Origin of the sequence: Pseudomonas danubii, assembly GCF_042980055.1 — a bacterium.
GTDB lineage: Bacteria > Pseudomonadota > Gammaproteobacteria > Pseudomonadales > Pseudomonadaceae > Aquipseudomonas > Aquipseudomonas danubii.
The window spans coordinates 2,372,882-2,389,306 of sequence record NZ_CP116502.1; the positions used below are offsets into that span (position 1 = coordinate 2,372,882).

General features: G+C 62.1%; 12 protein-coding genes. 3 read left to right on the forward strand and 9 right to left on the reverse strand.

Annotation, left to right across the window (positions count from 1 at the left end; genetic code table 11):
• Positions 1-4 precede the first annotated feature (4 nt).
• From PFZ56_RS10980 to yaaA, 8 genes are all read right to left on the reverse strand, one after another.
• Positions 5-1,453 carry an alginate O-acetyltransferase gene (locus PFZ56_RS10980; protein WP_170001115.1) on the reverse strand — a complete coding sequence of 483 codons (1,449 nt, stop codon included), beginning with the start codon at positions 1,451-1,453 and terminating at the stop codon, positions 5-7.
• An 11-nt stretch (positions 1,454-1,464) separates the two neighbouring features.
• Positions 1,465-3,039, reverse strand: a complete 1,575-nt coding sequence (algG, locus tag PFZ56_RS10985; RefSeq protein WP_372342436.1) for a mannuronan 5-epimerase AlgG — start codon at positions 3,037-3,039, stop codon at positions 1,465-1,467.
• 41 nt (positions 3,040-3,080) lie between these two features.
• A complete protein-coding gene (locus PFZ56_RS10990; RefSeq protein WP_170001238.1) occupies positions 3,081-4,517 on the reverse strand; it encodes an alginate export family protein in 1,437 nt (478 codons plus the stop codon).
• Positions 4,518-4,696: 179 nt separating this feature from the next.
• On the reverse strand, positions 4,697-6,091 hold the full coding sequence (gene algK / locus PFZ56_RS10995; RefSeq protein ID WP_110596425.1) for an alginate biosynthesis TPR repeat lipoprotein AlgK: 1,395 nt from the start codon (positions 6,089-6,091) through the stop codon (positions 4,697-4,699).
• 2 nt (positions 6,092-6,093) lie between these two features.
• On the reverse strand, positions 6,094-7,263 hold the full coding sequence (locus PFZ56_RS11000; protein ID WP_170001114.1) for an alginate biosynthesis protein Alg44: 1,170 nt from the start codon (positions 7,261-7,263) through the stop codon (positions 6,094-6,096).
• A gap of 35 nt (positions 7,264-7,298) precedes the next feature.
• Complete coding sequence (alg8, locus tag PFZ56_RS11005; RefSeq protein ID WP_102878455.1) at positions 7,299-8,780, reverse strand: mannuronan synthase; 1,482 nt, start codon at positions 8,778-8,780, stop codon at positions 7,299-7,301.
• Positions 8,781-8,922: 142 nt separating this feature from the next.
• Complete coding sequence (locus tag PFZ56_RS11010) at positions 8,923-10,239, reverse strand: nucleotide sugar dehydrogenase (RefSeq protein WP_102878456.1); 1,317 nt, start codon at positions 10,237-10,239, stop codon at positions 8,923-8,925.
• A gap of 813 nt (positions 10,240-11,052) precedes the next feature.
• Positions 11,053-11,832, reverse strand: a complete 780-nt coding sequence (yaaA, locus tag PFZ56_RS11015) for a peroxide stress protein YaaA (RefSeq protein ID WP_102878457.1) — start codon at positions 11,830-11,832, stop codon at positions 11,053-11,055.
• A 149-nt stretch (positions 11,833-11,981) separates the two neighbouring features.
• Here yaaA and PFZ56_RS11020 point away from each other — a divergent pair, with 149 nt between their 5' ends.
• From PFZ56_RS11020 to PFZ56_RS11030, 3 genes are all read left to right on the forward strand, one after another.
• A complete protein-coding gene (locus PFZ56_RS11020) occupies positions 11,982-13,106 on the forward strand; it encodes a polysaccharide deacetylase family protein (RefSeq protein WP_102878458.1) in 1,125 nt (374 codons plus the stop codon).
• A gap of 346 nt (positions 13,107-13,452) precedes the next feature.
• The gene (locus PFZ56_RS11025; protein WP_016968495.1) at positions 13,453-14,847 is read left to right on the forward strand and encodes a PhoH family protein; all 1,395 of its coding nucleotides are present in this window, start codon (positions 13,453-13,455) and stop codon (positions 14,845-14,847) included.
• Between the two features lie 116 nt (positions 14,848-14,963).
• Positions 14,964-15,881: a LysR family transcriptional regulator gene (locus PFZ56_RS11030; protein ID WP_102878459.1), complete on the forward strand. Its 918-nt coding sequence runs from the start codon at positions 14,964-14,966 to the stop codon at positions 15,879-15,881.
• Between the two features lie 9 nt (positions 15,882-15,890).
• Here the strand turns inward: PFZ56_RS11030 and PFZ56_RS11035 are convergent, their stop codons facing one another.
• Positions 15,891-16,337 (reverse strand): DMT family transporter, encoded by a 447-nt coding sequence (locus PFZ56_RS11035; protein ID WP_102878460.1) that lies wholly within the window; start codon positions 16,335-16,337, stop codon positions 15,891-15,893.
• Between the last annotated feature and the right edge of the window lie 88 nt (positions 16,338-16,425).

Genomic DNA, 16,425 nt, shown 5'->3' on the forward strand with positions numbered 1-16,425 from the left:
AACCTCATTGCCCGATCTGCGCGGTGCGTTGCTCGGCGCTCGGGAATACGTTGCGTTTGCAAATTTTCGCTTCGACCTTCTGCCCGGCAGTGCCCGCTTCCGGGCCCTGGATTTCGACTGCCAGCAGGTTCTGCGAGGCCCAGTCTTCGTCAGTGCGCAGTTCGAAGGCGAAGCGCCCGTCGGTGTCGGACGTTTCCGGTTTGTCGATCTTGATGTCCTCGTGGCGCCCGTTCATGTACCAGAGGGTGGCTTGCAGGGTTTTCACCGAAGGGTCGGCGAAGCGGATGTCGACCTGATGGCCGCTGTTGCGCAGGTCCTGGTTCTGGCTGTTGACCAGCAGTTCGTTCTTGCCCGGCTTGAGGGTGGTGCTGGCGCTCATCTGCGCGTCCTTGCCCTCGCAGCCGTTGTCCAGCAGGGCCATCATCTGCCGGTAGATGGTTTCCTGGTCCAGGCGGTACAGCGGCGAGAATTCCCAGATCAGGATCTTCGGCGGGCTCTTCTGGAATTCGTCGCTGCCCAGGTACTGCAGCATCGAGCCTTCCAGGCCACCGCCGGGGAAGGCGACGTTGAGGATGTCGGCGCCGATGGCCTCTTCCAGAAAGCCGGCGAAGTTGTAGTTCTTGCCGCTGTGGCTGGTGCCTACGAGAGTGATCTGCGGGTTGCCGGAATCACCGAACAGGTCGCCGTCGCCGGCCTCGCCCTTGGGCTCGGTGGTGAACTGGTCCATGTACTGGATGGCGTAGCTGGTGCCGCACAGTTGCCCGGCCATGTTGTGCAGGGTGCCGGTCTTGCCCATGCGCCCGGACTTGTGGGTCTCGAATTCACGCCGTGGAATGTCGGCGAAGGCCGGCAGTTGCTTGACCTTGTCGGCGACGATCTTGGCGGTGCGTTGGGCGCCGTAAGGGGTCCAGTGCTGGTCGCCACGGAAGTAGAAATCGTGGGCCGGCAGGGTGTCGGGCAGTTGTTCGTTGGTCAGCGGCGACAGGTCCGGCACCACGTAGCCCATCTGCGCAAAGCGCCCGAGCATGGCCTGGTAGTTGTTCAGGGCCTTGTCGTAGTCGAAGCGGGCTTTCTCTGCCGGGTTGAGCTTGTTGCGGTTCACCAGGCCGCGAGTCGGCTGGTAGACCAGCACCAGTTCCACACCCTTGCTCTTGAAGGCTTGGTGCAGTTGCTTGAGGCGGCGATAGCCTTGCGGCGTGGTGTCAAATTCGGTGCGCAGGTCTTCCTGGGTACGGAACAGCCAGTCGCCCTGGGCTTGCACCAGGGTGGTGAAGTTCTGCTGGTAGCGGGTGGTGTAGTTCTTCGCATCATGGGCGGCCGGGCACAGGTTGCAGCACGGCTCGGCGGTGAAGTTCGGCGTCTGGGGCTCATCGGCACGGGCGCCGGCGCTGGCGGCGAGAATGCCGGCGGTCAGCGCCGACAGGCTCAACAGTTTGATCAGGTGTGGGGGCATGACAGTCATCCTCAATCGCGCATTTCGGTCTGGCGTTCGACAGGGTCGATCAGCACGGCTTTTTGCTGGCGCACCATCAGGTCGAGGATTTCATCCTGGCGTTCGCCAAGGATCCCCGAGAAGCTGATGCCGCTGCTTTTGGTGGGCGCGAGCATGGACACGCGATACAGCTCCACGCTCAACGGCGAGTCGATGGACAGCGGGCCGCTGCCATTGGCCGCCAGCTCGCCGCCGACCACGATCAGCGAAACCTGAGCGTCGAACGGGTCGAGCTTGATGTCGCGGTCGGTGTCGGAAAGGTCCTTGATGTGGCCGTAGACGCCGGTCAGGCCGTTGGCCATGGCGATGTTTTCGTACAGGCGGATGTTCACGCTGTTGCGAATGCGGATGCCGTGGCGTTTGTTGCTGATCACCTTGTTGCCCCACAGCAGGTTGTCGGCGCTCTCGTAGAGGGTGATGCCGTCGGTGTGGTTGCGGTAGATCTCGTTGTAGGCGATCAGGTTGTTGACGCTGTTACGGTCGATCACCAGGCCCGAGAGTTTGTTGTCGTAGCTACGGTTGTTGAAGATGAAGCTGTCGTTCACTTCCCGGGAAATGATGATGCCGTGCTTCTTCTTGGTCCCGTGGACGGTGTTGTCGGCGATGATCAGGCCGTGGGAGCGGTCGTGGGGGTCGATGCCGTAGACGATGTTGTCCTTGTAGGTGTTGCCCTTGACCACGAAGTCGCGGGTTTCGTAGCAGTAGAAGCCGTACCACATGTCCGAGAAATCCGAGCCGATGATCCAGCCGGTGGGTTCATCGCGCTTGAGCACCTTGGCCATGTTCGGCGTGTACTGGGAAATACTCACGCCGTAGGACTTGGAGTTGGCGTAGCCGAAGCTGGCCATCTGGCTGTTGACGATGTAAGTCTCGGTGCCGCCCCAGGCCAGCAGGAACGGGCGGAATTCCTTGGGCGAGCGGAAGGTCGCCGGGCCGTTGTCTTTCTCGCGCCAGCCGGTGACCTTGGTGTCGCGCACAAACAACTGGCCATCGTTGACCAGGAACGAACCGCCTTCCTGGGACAGGCGCAGCTCCTGGGTCTGTTTGTCGATTTCCAGGATGCCCTTGCGCCCGACCACGATCGGCAGGCGCGCGAGGAATACACCCGGCGCGGTTTCGCTGATGTACTGCTTGGGCAGTTTCTTGGCCAGGTCCTTGAGGTTGATGTAACCGTCGTCGATAAAGATCGCCTGGGGAATGCCGTGCTGGCGCACCACCCATTCGGCCATCTTGTTGTCACCGCCGATAAAGTCTTTCAGGGCGTCTTCCTGCATCATCCGGCGCACGCTGATCTTGCCCGGCTGGCTGCGCACGATCTTCGCCGCAACGGCCTCGGCGGTGTAGCCGGAGAGGTCGGGCAGGGTCGGTGTGGCCAGGTTCAACGGCTCAGTGGGCGCGCTGCTGACGGTGTAGGTCTTGGCCTGTTGCAGCTCCTTGGCGACGATCGGCGCCTTGGCCGGCTCGACAGTGGCGAAAGCCGAGCTGCTGGCCAGCAACAGAGCGCCAGCCAACAGGCTGATGGCGCCTTTCGCAGCGGGGCTGTTCATGGGGTAGCAGTTCATTTCGGGCACTCCCTTCGCGGTTCGCATCAGAAGCGCCAGATCACGTCGATAAAGGCGCGGTGCATGTACGAGTCGACGTCTTTGCCATAGGCATCGCCGGGCTTGAACACGCCGCCACGAAAACGCACCAGGGCCGACGGCTCATCGATGGACTGGCTCAGGGCCGCCGGCAACAGGCCTTGCTTGAAGTACTTGGTGACCACCAGGTCCATTTCCTGTCCCAAGTCTTTCTTGCCGTCTTGCAGGGGCAGCGCGGTGCTGGAGAGCAGGTTGCCGTTGCCGTCATAGTCGTTGTCCACGGCGTTGATGCCGTTGCTGCCCACCGGCTTGTTGCCGTCCACGCGCCAGAACTTGTGGTAGATCAGGCTGGCGTCGTATTCATCGTTGAGCATCCAGGAGCCGAACAGAGTGGCGGTCTGCATGTTGTTCATTTCGCCGCGATAGGCTTCGCCGAAACGGTGCACGCGGGAGCGGGTGCCGGTGTAGTTGGAGCGGTTGCTTTCCAGGCCGTTCTGCTCGTAGTCGCCGCTGGCGCGGGCATAGGCGGCGCCGACTTGCCAGTTGGGGTCCAGGCGCAGGCGTACGCCCAGGTCGGTGGCCCAGCCGTCGAGGTTGTCGCCGCGCTTGGCCTGGGCCGGGCGGTTGCCATTGGCGTCCAGTGCGTTGACCGTGTCGCGCTCGCCGCGCATGCCGGTCAGGCTGGCCCAGTAGTTGACGGTGTTGGTGTTGCGCCAGTTGTAGGCGTCGCTGTCGGCGGTGAGGCCGAGCCAGGTGAGGTCGCCGTTCTCTTTCTTGTCCAGGGCATCGGCGGCTTCGCCGGGCACCGGATAGTCGAGCTTGCCGTCATCGTGAGTGTGATGACCGCGAATCCCCACCCAGTTGCCTGGGGTCCACTGGTAGGCCGCGTCGCCGTAGACGTGCAGGCGGTCCTTGTCCTTGGGCGCCAGTTCCTTGAGGTCGGTGCGGTACTCGCTGAAGCGCTCGGCGGCGCCCACGTTGGCCCGCAGCAAGGTGGTGTCGAAGGTCCAGTTCAAGGCTTCGATGTTGGTGTCGCGCCACTGGCCGTCGTCGTTGCGCAGGCGTTGGCGGCCCAGTTTCAACTGCTCGCCGGGGTAGGGCGTGAAGCCGCTGTAGCCGATCCAGAACTCGCGCAGGGCCAGGTAGTTTTTCTGGGTCTTGCGGTCGTCGTTGCTCGACTGCTGGCTGCCGTCGGCGTCCGACTGCTGCAGGGTATCGGTTTCGATGATGTCGGTGGAGGTCACCGCCTGGCCCATGGCGTAGGCGCTCCAGGCACCGCGTTCACCGTAGACCCACGGCCGCAGGTCCAGGCCCAGGCCGTTGACGTCGCCGCCGCTGAGGGTGCCCAGGTCGCGATCATCTTCGGATTGGCCGGTGATCTTCACTTCCAGGCCGAAGTTCTGGGTATCGGTCATTGCCGCCAGGGTCGGGTTGGACCAGAGCATGGCAAAACCCAGGGCTATGCCCAGTTTCGACAGGCTGAAGCGCTTGCCTGTAGCCGCTGTCGCAGGCTGCGCCCGGTCGCGCAGCGGCCGCGATTCGCGGGGGCGGGTGTGGCGAGCGCTTTGCACTCGATCGCAGCCTGCGGCAGCGGCTACAGGAGGTGTATTGAGTGGGGGGAGCGTCATAGGGTTTCCTCGCCGTCTTCTTCTTGCAGGGCGTGCAGTTGCAGCGCGTTCTGGCTCAAGGCCCCACGCACGGCCTGCTCTTGTTGCAGCAGGCGTTGGGCTTCGGCGCGCTGTGCAGGCGGCAATTGGCTTTCCAGTTGTTGCGCCAGTTCGTTGGCCTGCGGTGTGTCCTGGACCTTCGCCAGTTGGCTGAAGACGTAGGCGTTGACTGGGTTGGGCTTGGTGCCCTTGCCCTGGGAGAACAACTGGGCAATGGCGAAGTCGGCGCTGTTCTGGCCGTTGCGCGCGGCGGTCAGCAGGTGGTCCAGGGCCTTTTGTGGGTAGACCTGGCCCAGGTAGCCACGGCGGTAGATCTGGCCGAGGTAGTAGTCGGCGGCGACTTCGCGGCCCACGGCTTTCTGGAAGTGTGCTTCGGCGACCTTGGCGTCGGCCGGCACCCACTTGCCTTCGTAGTAGAGCTTGCCCAGCAGCAGTTCGGCGCGTGGCTGGTCGGCGGCGCGGCCGTTGTCCAGGTACTGCATCATCTTGTCGACGTCCCCCAGCTCGGGGAAGTCGTAGAGCAGTTGGGCCAGGCTGACCCAGGACGCCGGGTAACCCGGAGCGACCTGCTCCAGCAGGGCCTGGGCGGTTTTTTCATCCGGCTTGCCCAGGCTTGCATCGCCCAGCACGCGGGCCACGCTGTCGACTCGCTGGGCGCTGACCGTGCCACGGCTGTAGCCGGCCTGCAGCTGCTTGAGCAGCTCGGCCTGTTGCTCCGGCTGGCCGCGTTTTTGATAAACGGTCGCCAGTTCCACGTAGCAGATGTCGGTGCTGTTGAGCGCGGCCTTGCAGATGCTTTCCACCTCGGCCAGGTGCTGGTCGTAGCTGCCTTGGGTGCGGTACAGCAGCACCTGGGCCAGGCCGGCTTCCGGGTAACCGGCGCTGCGCCATTGGCTGATCTGCTGCTGGGCGTCGACGTTGGGGAAGCTGTGGGGGTATTGCAGGTACAGCATCGCCAGGGGAATCAGGGTGTTGCCTTCACCGTTGGCAAAGGCTTTTTTCAACAGGCCTTCGGCTTCGTGCTGCTCGGCCTCGGTGGAACCGGGCTTGGCCACCAACAGGCGGCCGAGGCGCGCCTGGGCCCGGGGCGACACATCGGCTGCGGCGCGATAGGTGGCCTCGGCCTGCTTGATCTGCGCCGGGTCGCGGCTGTCCACCTGGATGTCGGCCAGGCCTACCTGGGCCTCGCTGTAGCCCAGGTCCGCCAGTTGCCGGTAGTTCTGTTCGGCTAGCGCGGTGTCGCCGCGCTTCAGGGCTTCGTTGGCCAGGCGCTGGTCCGGCAGGCCGGCGCAACCGGCCAGGGCCAGGGCGGCGACCAAGGGCAACACCGAGAGCTGGTTAGGGGCTGTCATGGTTACAGACCCGCAGCCATGGCTTTGTCGATCAGCCAGTTCATCGAGGGGCCGCGGTCGCTGCTGACTTCCACCGGGCGGCCGACGAAGGCGCTGCTCAGCGGCGCGTCGGGCTTGATCTGCACGCGGATGTCAGAGGACAGGTCGCTGCTGTTGAGGCTGGCGCTGCTGACGATGGTGCCGGTGCGTACTTCATCCTCGCCGGCGATCTGGAAGTTGACCCGGGTACCCGGGCGCACGTCGCCGAACTGGCGGTAGGAGAAGCGCGCCTCGACGTTGGCCTGGCTGTTGCGGGGCACCAGTTGGAAGATCACGTCGCCTTTGCTGGCGTACTGGCCGTCGGCGACCATTTGCTGGGCCACGGTGCAGTCGCAAGGGGAGGTCAGGGTGCCGGTCATTTGCTTGCCGAACAGTTCCTCGACCTTGGCCGGTTGCAGTTGGTCTTCAGCCAGGTGGCCTTTGAGCACGTCGAGCATGCTGGTGCTGAAGGTGGCCAGTGGCGCGCCCTTGGCGGCGATGCCGTCGCTCTGCACCAGGCTTTGCACAGTGCCGTCGCGCGGCATGGTGACGTTCATCCCCGGGACGCTGACCAGGCCGGCCTGGGCGTGGCTGACGAAGTACATGCCGTACACCGACTTGAGGATGAAGCCGAACGCCGCCAGGCCCACCACGAAGATCCCGGCGCTGAAGGTCACGGCCCGCAGGCGGCCCATGGCGGTCATGCCGCTGCCGCTGTCCTTGACCTTGCGCGCCTTGGTGAAGTTGTCGCGCTGGAGGGTGGCGAGCACGTCGCCCATGCTGACGATGTCGCCGGCCAGGTGCGAGGTGATCAGGTGGCGCAGGGTGGAAATGTCCTGGGGCTCGAGGTTCTGGAACTGGCAACCGACGCGCCCGTTCTGGCGATCGAAGGAGCGGATTTGCAGCTCCACATCCATGGCCAGGCCGAGGTTGTCGATGACAAATTGCAGGCGGCCCTTGTGCACGGCACCCACGGTCAGCATCTGCTGCCCGGCGTTGAAGCTCAGGCCGCCGGCGGAGAGGTCGTGGACCCGCACTTCCAGGGGCTTGGCTTCGTTGCCGAAGAAGCGCAGCTTGGCCGGGATCTTGACCCGGGCGTGCTGGCGTTGGGCTTCGGATTCATGCACTACATTGACGTTCACGGCGGTGTTCATAGGGTCGATTTCCTAGTTAATTCAGGCAAGGCGGTTCAGACCATCAGCAGCAGGACAGCGACGAACACGCTGCCGGCCGAGAAGGTCATGGTCCGAGACGACCAGGTGTTGAACCAACGTTGAAAACTGGCCAGGTCGCGGGTCAGCTTGGTGTCCTGGCGGGTCCAGGATTGCTGGTCGAGGCGGAAGAACACGTAGATCTTCACCAGGGCGCCGACGATCTGGTTGTAATAGAGGATCAAGGGGTAGGCCGGGCCGATGCGGTGTCCCGAGCAGGACAGCAACAGGGTCAGGATCAGGCGGGTGATACCGATCCACAGCAGGTAGGCGAGGATGAAGGCGGTGCCGTACTTGACGCTGGCGATGATCGCCACGGTCAGGCCCAGCAGCGAGGTCCACATCGACACGCGCTGGTCGAACAGCACCACGCTGGTGAACAGTCCCAAGCGCTTGACTCCCAGACCCAAGGCCCGGGCGTTCTGCCGCAGGTTGTTGCCGTACCAGCGGAACATCAGCTTGCGGCTGGCCTTGATGAAGCTCTTTTCCGGCGGGTGTTCCACGGTGTTGATCGCCGCGTCAGGCACGTAGAAGGTGTCGTAGCCCAGGCGCATCAGGCTGAACCAACTGGACTTGTCGTCGCCGGTGAGGAACTTGAAGCGACCCAGGCGCCAGTGCTGCAGGGAGTCGCTTTCCACGTCGGCGATGAAGTCCGGGTCGGTGACCACGGTGGCGCGGAACACCGACATGCGCCCGGTCATGGTCAGCACGCGCTTGGACAGGGCCATGGAGCACATGTTGATGTGGCGCTGGGCGAAGCGCAGCTTGTGCCATTCGCTCATGATGTAGCCGCCGCGCACTTCGCAGAATTCGTTGGTGGTCAGGCCACCGACGTTGCCGAACAACTGGAACCAGGGCACGGTCTTGCGCACCACGCCTTCGCCGAGCACGGTGTCGCCGTCGATCACCGCCACCACGGCGCGGTTGTCCGGCAGGTGGCGGGAGATGGCGCGAAAGCCGAAGGCCAGGCCGTCGCGCTTGCCGGTGCCGGGGATGCGCACGAAGTCCAGCTTGACCCGCTCCGGCGGGTTCATCCGTGCCCACAGGCTTTTCACTAGCAGCTCGTCGGACATTTCCACGATCGAGCAGACCACGGTGGTGGGGAAGCCGCAGTCGATGGCTTCGCGGATCACCGAGCCGTAGACCTGGGCGGTGGTCAGCGCATCGATGCGAAAGCTGGTGACCATCAGGAACACGTGGGACGGGTCGGCCGCGCTGCCCAGCTTGCGCACCTTGCGCCGCAGGTGCGGGTAGACCACGTAGAGAAACAGCATGCCGCGCACGAAGTGCGTGGCACCCATGGAGTAGCGCCAGATGCCCACGGCGCCAATCAGGAAAATGAAGTCCTTGGACTGCGAGTCGAAGGTCGATGCGGGCAGCAGCAAGGCCATGCCCATCAGCAAACTCAAGTAAAACAGCCAACCGGCGGCCTGAAGCAGGCCGTGCTTTAGCCTGTGCATAATCTGCGTCCTAAAATTCTAAGCGGTACCCTGTAGCCGCTGCCGTAGGCTGCGATAGGTCCGCAGGGCCTCGAGATGCCCTCGGGAGCACGCCCCTTCGGGGACGATCGCAGCCTGCAGCAGCGGCTACAGGCGCATGCCTTTACCAGCAGATCCCTTCGGTTCGGCCCTGGACGCTGGAGGCTTTGGACATGAAGCCCACCAGGTCGATGACCTGCTTGCCGTGGGGCACGTCTTCGGCCAGGGCGCGGAACTTCTCGTCGCGGTTGCCGAGGATGATCAGGTCGGACTTGCCGATCACCGCGTCGAAGTCCGAGTTGAGCAGGGACGAGACGTGGGGGATCTTCGACTCGATGTAGTCCTTGTTGGCGCCGTGGACTCGGGCGTACTCGACGTTGCTGTCGTAGATGCTCAGGTCGAAACCCTTGCCGATGAGCATTTCCGCCAGTTCCACCAGCGGGCTCTCGCGCAGGTCGTCGGTGCCGGCCTTGAAGCTCAGGCCCAGCAGGGCGACCTTGCGCTTGTCGTGGCTGGACACGATGTCGAAGGCGTTCTGTACCTGGGATTCGTTGCTGCGCATCAGCGAGTTGAGCAGCGGCGCTTCGATGTCCAGGGAGCTGGCGCGGTAGGTCAGGGCGCGCACGTCCTTGGGCAGGCACGAACCGCCGAAGGCGAAGCCGGGGCGCATGTAGTACTGGGACAGGTTGAGGGTCTTGTCCTGGCAGACCACGTCCATCACTTCACGACCGTCCACACCCACCGCTTTGGCGATGTTGCCGATCTCGTTGGCGAAGGTGACCTTGGTGGCGTGCCAGACGTTGCAGGTGTACTTGATCATCTCGGCGACTTCGATGTCCTTGCGGATGATCGGCGCGTCGAGCTCTTCGTACAGCGCTTGCAGCACGTCACCGGAGGCTTGGTCGAACTGGCCGATCACGGTCATGGGCGGGAAGTCGTAGTCCTTGATCGCGGTGCTTTCACGCAGGAACTCCGGGTTCACCGCCACGCCGAAATCCACCCCGGCCTTCTTGCCCGAGCAGTCTTCGAGAATCGGGATCACCACGTTTTTCACCGTGCCCGGCAGCACCGTGCTGCGCACCACGATGGTGTGGCGGGTGGCCTTGTCACGCAGGACGAAACCGATCTCGCGGCATACCGATTCGATGTAGTCCAGTTCCAGGTCGCCGTTCTTCTTGCTCGGGGTACCGACGCAGATCATCGACAGGTCGGTATCGCGGATGGCTTCGGCGAAGTTGGTGGTGCCGCGTAGACGAGCGGTCTGAATCCCTTGCGCCAGAAGTTCACCCAGACCCGGTTCAACGATCGGCGATTTACCGGCGTTGATCAGGTCGATCTTGTCTTTGGAGATATCTACGCCAACCACTTCATGGCCCCGTGCGGACAGGCAACCGGCACAGACTGCACCGACGTAACCCAAACCAAATATGCTGATGCGCATCGCATTTACCTCTGTGTTATTCACGCCATTAGATGGCCGGAGTTAATGTTTGCCAGCTGTTATTGCGCACTCGGAAGTACAACGAAGTACGTTGTATGGCCGCGTGCAGGCAGACTAAGTTCCGAGTGTCTAAATATATGCACTCAAGTTGTGCGCAACCGATCCTTGTTGTTCTGATTTGCCCTTGAATGTTGCCGGCGGCTCCTGCTGCAGGGTTCGCGAGAAAAACCATCCGGTATCCTTCGAATGGCTGAATGCCACGTAATACGGGCTTTTCAGTTGTTTTTCGCGGTCCTTGAAGGCCAGCTGTTCCTTGGCTCGTTAGGGGATAGTTGTGGTGCCTTATCTCCTGTTGTTTACCCTTTAGTTCAAGTTTGTGACTCATTGGTCAAAGGTGGACGTAACTTGATTAGTCTCACTTGAGTCCGTGTAAGTCATCTCCTACAAGCTCGTTGAGAATCGTTACCGGTGGTATGAGCGGTGTCCGCAGGCATAGTTCCGGCCCGCTCATCCTGTTTTGCGAAATTTCTTGAAATATTGAGAAAGATGGCACTGCTTTCAAACTGATAGCACTTAAGGTTTGGGCCTTTAGTTGTGGGGAGTTGAAGCGCGGGGATACTTTTGTGCCACTACCTAATAAAAAAAGTGGTGCCACTACTGAAAAAAATCACTGTTGTCGAGTGAAAGAAAAGTTATAGAAATAGATGAAGATTTTATGGCGCCAAAAAAATGGCTAAAAGGAGACGGGGAATGTGCGAGTGATCACATTCTGGCGCGCTCGCCGGGTGGCAACGAGCGCGGCAGGGGAACGTTTTACTCCGGTGCGTGGTCGCGCAGGAATACCAGGTTGTCGGCTTTGGATTGCTCCGCGCTGAAGCGATAGCCCTGGACGTCGAATTGCTTGAGTTGTGCGGGATCGTTGATGCGTTCCTGGATGACGAAGCGGCTCATCAGGCCCCGGGCCTTCTTGGCATAGAAGCTGATGATCTTGTACTGGCCGTTCTTCAGGTCCTTGAACTCGGTGTTGATGATCCGCGCGTTCAGGGCCGTGCGCTTGACTGCCGAGAAGTACTCGTTGGAGGCCAGGTTCAGTAGCAGATCGTCGCCCTGATCGGCCAGGGCCTCGTTCAGCCATTCACTGATGCGCGTGCCCCAGAAGGCGTACAGGTCCTTGCCACGGGCGTTGGCCAGCTTGGTGCCCATTTCCAGGCGATAGGGCTGCATCAGGTCCAGGGGGCGCAGCAGGCCGTACAGGCCGGAGAGCATGCGCAGGTGCTGCTGGGCGTAGTCGAAGTCCGCTTCGCTCAAGGATTCGGCGTTGAGCCCGGTGTAGACGTCGCCCTTGAAGGCCAGCAGCGCCTGCTTGGCGTTTTCGGGAGTGAAGGCTGGGGTCCAGCTGCCGAAGCGCGCGGCATTCAGGCCGCCGATCTTGTCGGACACGTGCATCAGTTCGCTGATCTGCGCCGGGCTCAGTTCCCGCAGTTGCTGGATCAGTTCCTGGGAATGGTCGAGGTATTGCGGCTGGGTAAAGCGCGGGGTGACCGGCGGCGTCTCGTAATCGAGGGTCTTGGCGGGTGAAATCACCATCAGCATGAGTCGTCTCCTTTTAGCGTCGGGGGATTCTATTGGCTCGGGCGTTCGGACTCCACCTATCAAGGCGATAGCTGACGCGTGGCGGATGCCTTCGCTGCGCGGCATATCGGCTATAGTGCCGCGCGGGTTTTGTTCTGGAGGCGTCTCTTTTGCGTATCGCGTTTTTCTTCTCGGCCTGGCTTCTGAGTCTCAGTGTGCTGGCGGCGCCCAATGATGTGGCGACCCTGGATCGCAGCACCTGGCCGGAAAAGCTCGACAATCCGACCCTGTTCGACGTCGCCTCGCGGGCCGAGATCCTGACCTTTGCCCGCGCCTTGCTGGTCAGCGAGGCCTGGGACGAGGCGTCCCTGAAGCAGCGCCTGGGCTTGCGCATGATCAACATGGAGGCGATCAACGAACTACGCGAGCATCTCTGGAAACGCCTGCTGGACAACTACAACTTCGCCCAGCAGAGCTGCGACCAGGACGCTTCGTTCTGCTACCTGGTGGAAAACATGCAGCAACTGCGCAAGCAGGCCGGCAAGTTCCACCTGGCGGAGGATTCCTACTACGCCCGTTGGGGCGAGCCGAGCCGGACCTTCCATGAGCAGTACCTGGACGAATTGCTGCGCAAGGCGGCGCTGGCCCCCCAGACCAGCAGCGAGGTGCTGCGCTACGGCGACTACGAGCGCAATGGCGACGAACTCAACGACCGGCTGTTTCTGCTGACCTTCGACAGCGCCGCCAACCTGGCGCCGGACAACACGCCCTGGCTCACCAACTACCTGCGCAAGGCCAATCTCAGCGGTACGTTCTTTGTCCTGGGCAACGATATCCAGAACCGCCTCGACAAGGCCTCGGTGGCCAGCCTGCAATCGCTGTACTCCAGGCAGTGCGTTGGCGTGCAAGGCTGGGAGTTCCGCTCCCACAGCCACTGGCAGGACTGGCAGTATTCGATCCAGCGCAGCGCCGATCTGGTGAAGAGCAAACTGCCGGAAAACTATGTGCCCTTGTTCCGCCCGCCCTTTGGCCAGCGTCGTGCCGATGCCGAGGGCTTCTTCAATGCCCAGGGCATGCAGGTGGCATTGTGGGACATCGACGCCCAGGACGGTGCCGGCAAGCTCAAGGCCGAGGACAGTGGCCAGCGGGTGCTGACCTTGATGTTGCTATGGCGGCGTGGGGTGATTGCTTTCAATGCCAAACAGGACGGGGTCAAGAGCAGCTTGCCCTGGCTGCTGGCGCAGACCGCGCAAAGTGGCATCGGTTGGGAGGATTGTCAGGACGCGTTCCGTTGAAACGGCCAAGTGCCCGTAAACACGGGGCGTGAGCGGAAAAGGGGGCGGATTTCGGCGGGATTTCGAGGCAGGCGGACTTCCGACTTTAACGGTGAGCGGGCGGTGCGCCAAGGGCTTTTCGTCACCCTGAAAAATAAACATCAAAAAAGCGTCAAAGTGCGTTTTCCTGTCACGGTTTTTGGAGTATTACGAACTCAGACCGCCGAAACCTGCGACACAGGTGGCGTCTCCCAAGACTCCTCGTGTGTGCAGCTCACCTGAACCCCTGCGGGTGAATTCGGTGGTCATTCGAGGCGCGATACCCCATGGTATTGCGTCGACTGGCTCCCACATAAGGTGACCGAGTATGGATGACCACGGACGTAGCGCTTCCTCCAACCAGCCAATCCTTTATGTACTCGATACCAATGTATTGATTCACGATCCCAACGCCTTACTGAATTTCGAAGAACACCACGTCGCCATCCCCATGACCGTCCTTGAAGAGCTGGACAAGCTCAAGAGCGGGCATCACAGCGTTGCCGCCGAATGCCGCCAGGCGATCCGCCTGATCGACAAGACCCTGGGCGAGGCTTCCCCCGAGGATGTTGAACTGGGCGTACCGATTCAGCGCGGCAAGAGCGGGCCCAAGGGCTTGCTGTCGATTCTGATGAGCAAGCGCAACGAGCCCAACAGCCTGTTGCCGGAGAACCTCAACGACAACATCATCATCAACCAGTTGATCGACCTGCACGCGCGCAACAAGGACTTGCCCGTGGTGCTGGTGACCAAAGACATCAACATGCGCCTCAAGGCGCGGGCCTGCGGGATTGCCGCCGAGGACTACAGCACCGACCAGCTGGTGGACGACGTGTCCCTGCTGCCCAATGGTTTCCACAACATGAGCGGCTCGTTCTGGGACCGCGTAAGCAAGGTGGAAACCCGTCAGGATCACGGCCGCACCTGGCACCAGGTGCAGTTGATCGACAACCTGCCGGCGGTGCATATCAATGAATTCATCATCGACGAACAGGGCTTTGTCGGCTGGATCAAGGAGATCCGCGCCGATGTGCTGCTGATCCTCGATCTGCATCAGGAACCCCTGTTGCATCAGGAAGCCTGGGGCCTGAAACCGCGAGACATCTATCAGGGCCTGGCGCTGTACGCGCTGCTCGACCCGGACATCCACCTGGTCAACCTGTCCGGCGCCGCCGGCTCCGGCAAGACCATCCTGGCCCTGGCTGCCGCCATCGAGCAGACCATGGTCAGCAAGCGCTACCGGCGCATCATCGCCACCCGCAGCGTGCAGGGGCTGGACCAGGAGATCGGCTTCCTGCCGGGCACCGAGGCGGAGAAGATGGAACCCTGGCTGGGCGCCATTACCGATAACCTCGAAGCCCTGCACATGGATGACGAGAACACCCACGGCAGCGTCGACTACATCCTCAGCAAGGTGCCGTTGCAGTTCAAATCCCTGAACTACATCCGCGGTCGCAGCTTCCAGCAGAGCCTGATCCTGATCGACGAATGCCAGAACCTTACCCCGCACCAGATGAAAACCATCATCACCCGTGCCGGCGCCGGTTCCAAAGTGGTGTGCCTGGGCAACCTGGCACAGATCGATACCCCTTACCTGTCGGCCACCAGCTCGGGCCTGACCTACCTCACCGAACGCTTCAAGGACTTCCCCAACGGCGTGCACATCACCCTGCAAGGGGTGCCGCGCTCGATCCTGGCGGAGTACGCGGAAAGCCATCTGTAACTGCAATTCCTTCCAGCACGGGCGGCCTTCGGGTCGCCCGTTTTGCATTCGGCCTGGGGCACTGGGTTATTCTGCGGCTCCCCGCCGTAGAGCGCTTCCCAGTTGGAAAACACCGGATGACCCGTGTCTCCCTGCGCAATATCGATCTGAATCTGTTGGTGGTACTCGATGCCTTGCTGACGGAAAAGCACGTGACCCGCACTGGCGAGCGCCTGCACCTGAGCCAGCCGGCTATCAGTCATTCCCTGGGCAAGCTGCGGGTGCTACTGGATGATCCGTTGCTGATCCGCCAGGGCAACGACGTGCTGCTCAGCCCCCTGGCCCGCAGCCTGCAGGCGCCCCTCAAGGAGATTCTCAGTCAGATCGAAACCCTGTTCGGCAAGTCCCTCGACTTTGATCCGGCCACCTCCCAGCGGATCTTTCACCTGGCGATGTCGGATTACGGTGCGGCGATCGTGCTCCCCAGGTTGCTGGTGCGTCTGCGTGGCGAAGCGCCCTTGATGCGCCTGGTGGTGACCCAGGGCAGCCGCCACGAGATGTTCGAGCAGATCACCCAGGGCAAGATCGACCTGGCCCTGGGCGTGTTTCCCACCTCCTCGGACGAGATCGTCAAGGAAGTGCTGTTCGAGGAAACTTTTTCCTGTCTGGTGGACGGCGCCACCCTTGAGGGCGACGGCGGCCTGGACCTGACGGCCTATCTGCAGCGTCCCCATCTGCAGGTGTCGATGGACGGCTGTTTCAATGGTGAAGTCGATCACCGCCTGGGGGAGGAGGGACTGCAACGGCAGATCGCGGTCAGCGTGCCCCACTGGGGCATCGCGCCGGGGATGATCCGCGGCACCGACCTGATTCTTACCGTGGCCAGCCGCACCCTGGACGAGATTCCGCTGCCGGAAGGGCTGCTGCGGCTGACCCCGCCCTTGAACATTGCGCCCTTCAAGTTCGTGCAGATCTGGCACTCGCGCTTGAGCGATGACCCGGCCCATCGCTGGTTGCGTGAACAGGTCAAGCTGGCCAGCGTGGCCAAGGCCTGAAATGGCGCCTCAGCCGCGGATGGTGATGACGAAACCGCCGATCACCACCAGCACGCCGATCAGCTTCTGCAGGCTGATGTCCTTGCGTGGCAGGCCCACCAGCCCGAAGTAGTCGATGATCAGCGAGATCAGCAACTGGCCGATGATCACCACCATGATGAAGTTCAGCGCCCCCAGGCGTGGCGCCATCAACAGGGCCACGGTGATGTAGAGCACTCCAGCCAGGCCGCCCATCCAGATCCACCAGGGGCCTTGCAGCGCGGCCATGAGATTGGGCTTGGGCACTTTAATGAACAGCAGCAGGACCCCCAGCACCAGCAGGCTGACCAGCAGGGAAACGCCGGTGGCCCACAGTGGATGCCCGAGCAGGGTGCCCAGGCGGGCGTTGGTCCCGGCCTGGAGGGGCACGGCGAAACCGGCGAGCAGGCTGAGCAGGATCGAAACGAACAAGGCCATGAAGCGACTTCCTTTTGCGGGTTTTTGCGCTGTTGTACGTTTATCCGCAGTCGGGCTCCAATTCGTTGTTTTGATGCGGGTTATTCGC

Bases quoted from the DNA above. Each gene is read 5' to 3' on its own strand.
- PFZ56_RS10980 (WP_170001115.1), bottom strand. From the start codon at position 1,453: ATGCCCCCACACCTGATCAAACTGTTGAGCCTGTCGGCGCTGACCGCC.
- algG (WP_372342436.1), bottom strand. From the start codon at position 3,039: ATGAACAGCCCCGCTGCGAAAGGCGCCATCAGCCTGTTGGCTGGCGCT.
- PFZ56_RS10990 (WP_170001238.1), bottom strand. From the start codon at position 4,517: ATGCTCTGGTCCAACCCGACCCTGGCGGCAATGACCGATACCCAGAAC.
- algK (WP_110596425.1), bottom strand. From the start codon at position 6,091: ATGACAGCCCCTAACCAGCTCTCGGTGTTGCCCTTGGTCGCCGCCCTG.
- PFZ56_RS11000 (WP_170001114.1), bottom strand. From the start codon at position 7,263: ATGAACACCGCCGTGAACGTCAATGTAGTGCATGAATCCGAAGCCCAA.
- alg8 (WP_102878455.1), bottom strand. From the start codon at position 8,780: ATGCACAGGCTAAAGCACGGCCTGCTTCAGGCCGCCGGTTGGCTGTTT.
- PFZ56_RS11010 (WP_102878456.1), bottom strand. From the start codon at position 10,239: ATGCGCATCAGCATATTTGGTTTGGGTTACGTCGGTGCAGTCTGTGCC.
- yaaA (WP_102878457.1), bottom strand. From the start codon at position 11,832: ATGCTGATGGTGATTTCACCCGCCAAGACCCTCGATTACGAGACGCCG.
- PFZ56_RS11025 (WP_016968495.1), top strand. From the start codon at position 13,453: ATGGATGACCACGGACGTAGCGCTTCCTCCAACCAGCCAATCCTTTAT.
- PFZ56_RS11030 (WP_102878459.1), top strand. From the start codon at position 14,964: ATGACCCGTGTCTCCCTGCGCAATATCGATCTGAATCTGTTGGTGGTA.
- PFZ56_RS11035 (WP_102878460.1), bottom strand. From the start codon at position 16,337: ATGGCCTTGTTCGTTTCGATCCTGCTCAGCCTGCTCGCCGGTTTCGCC.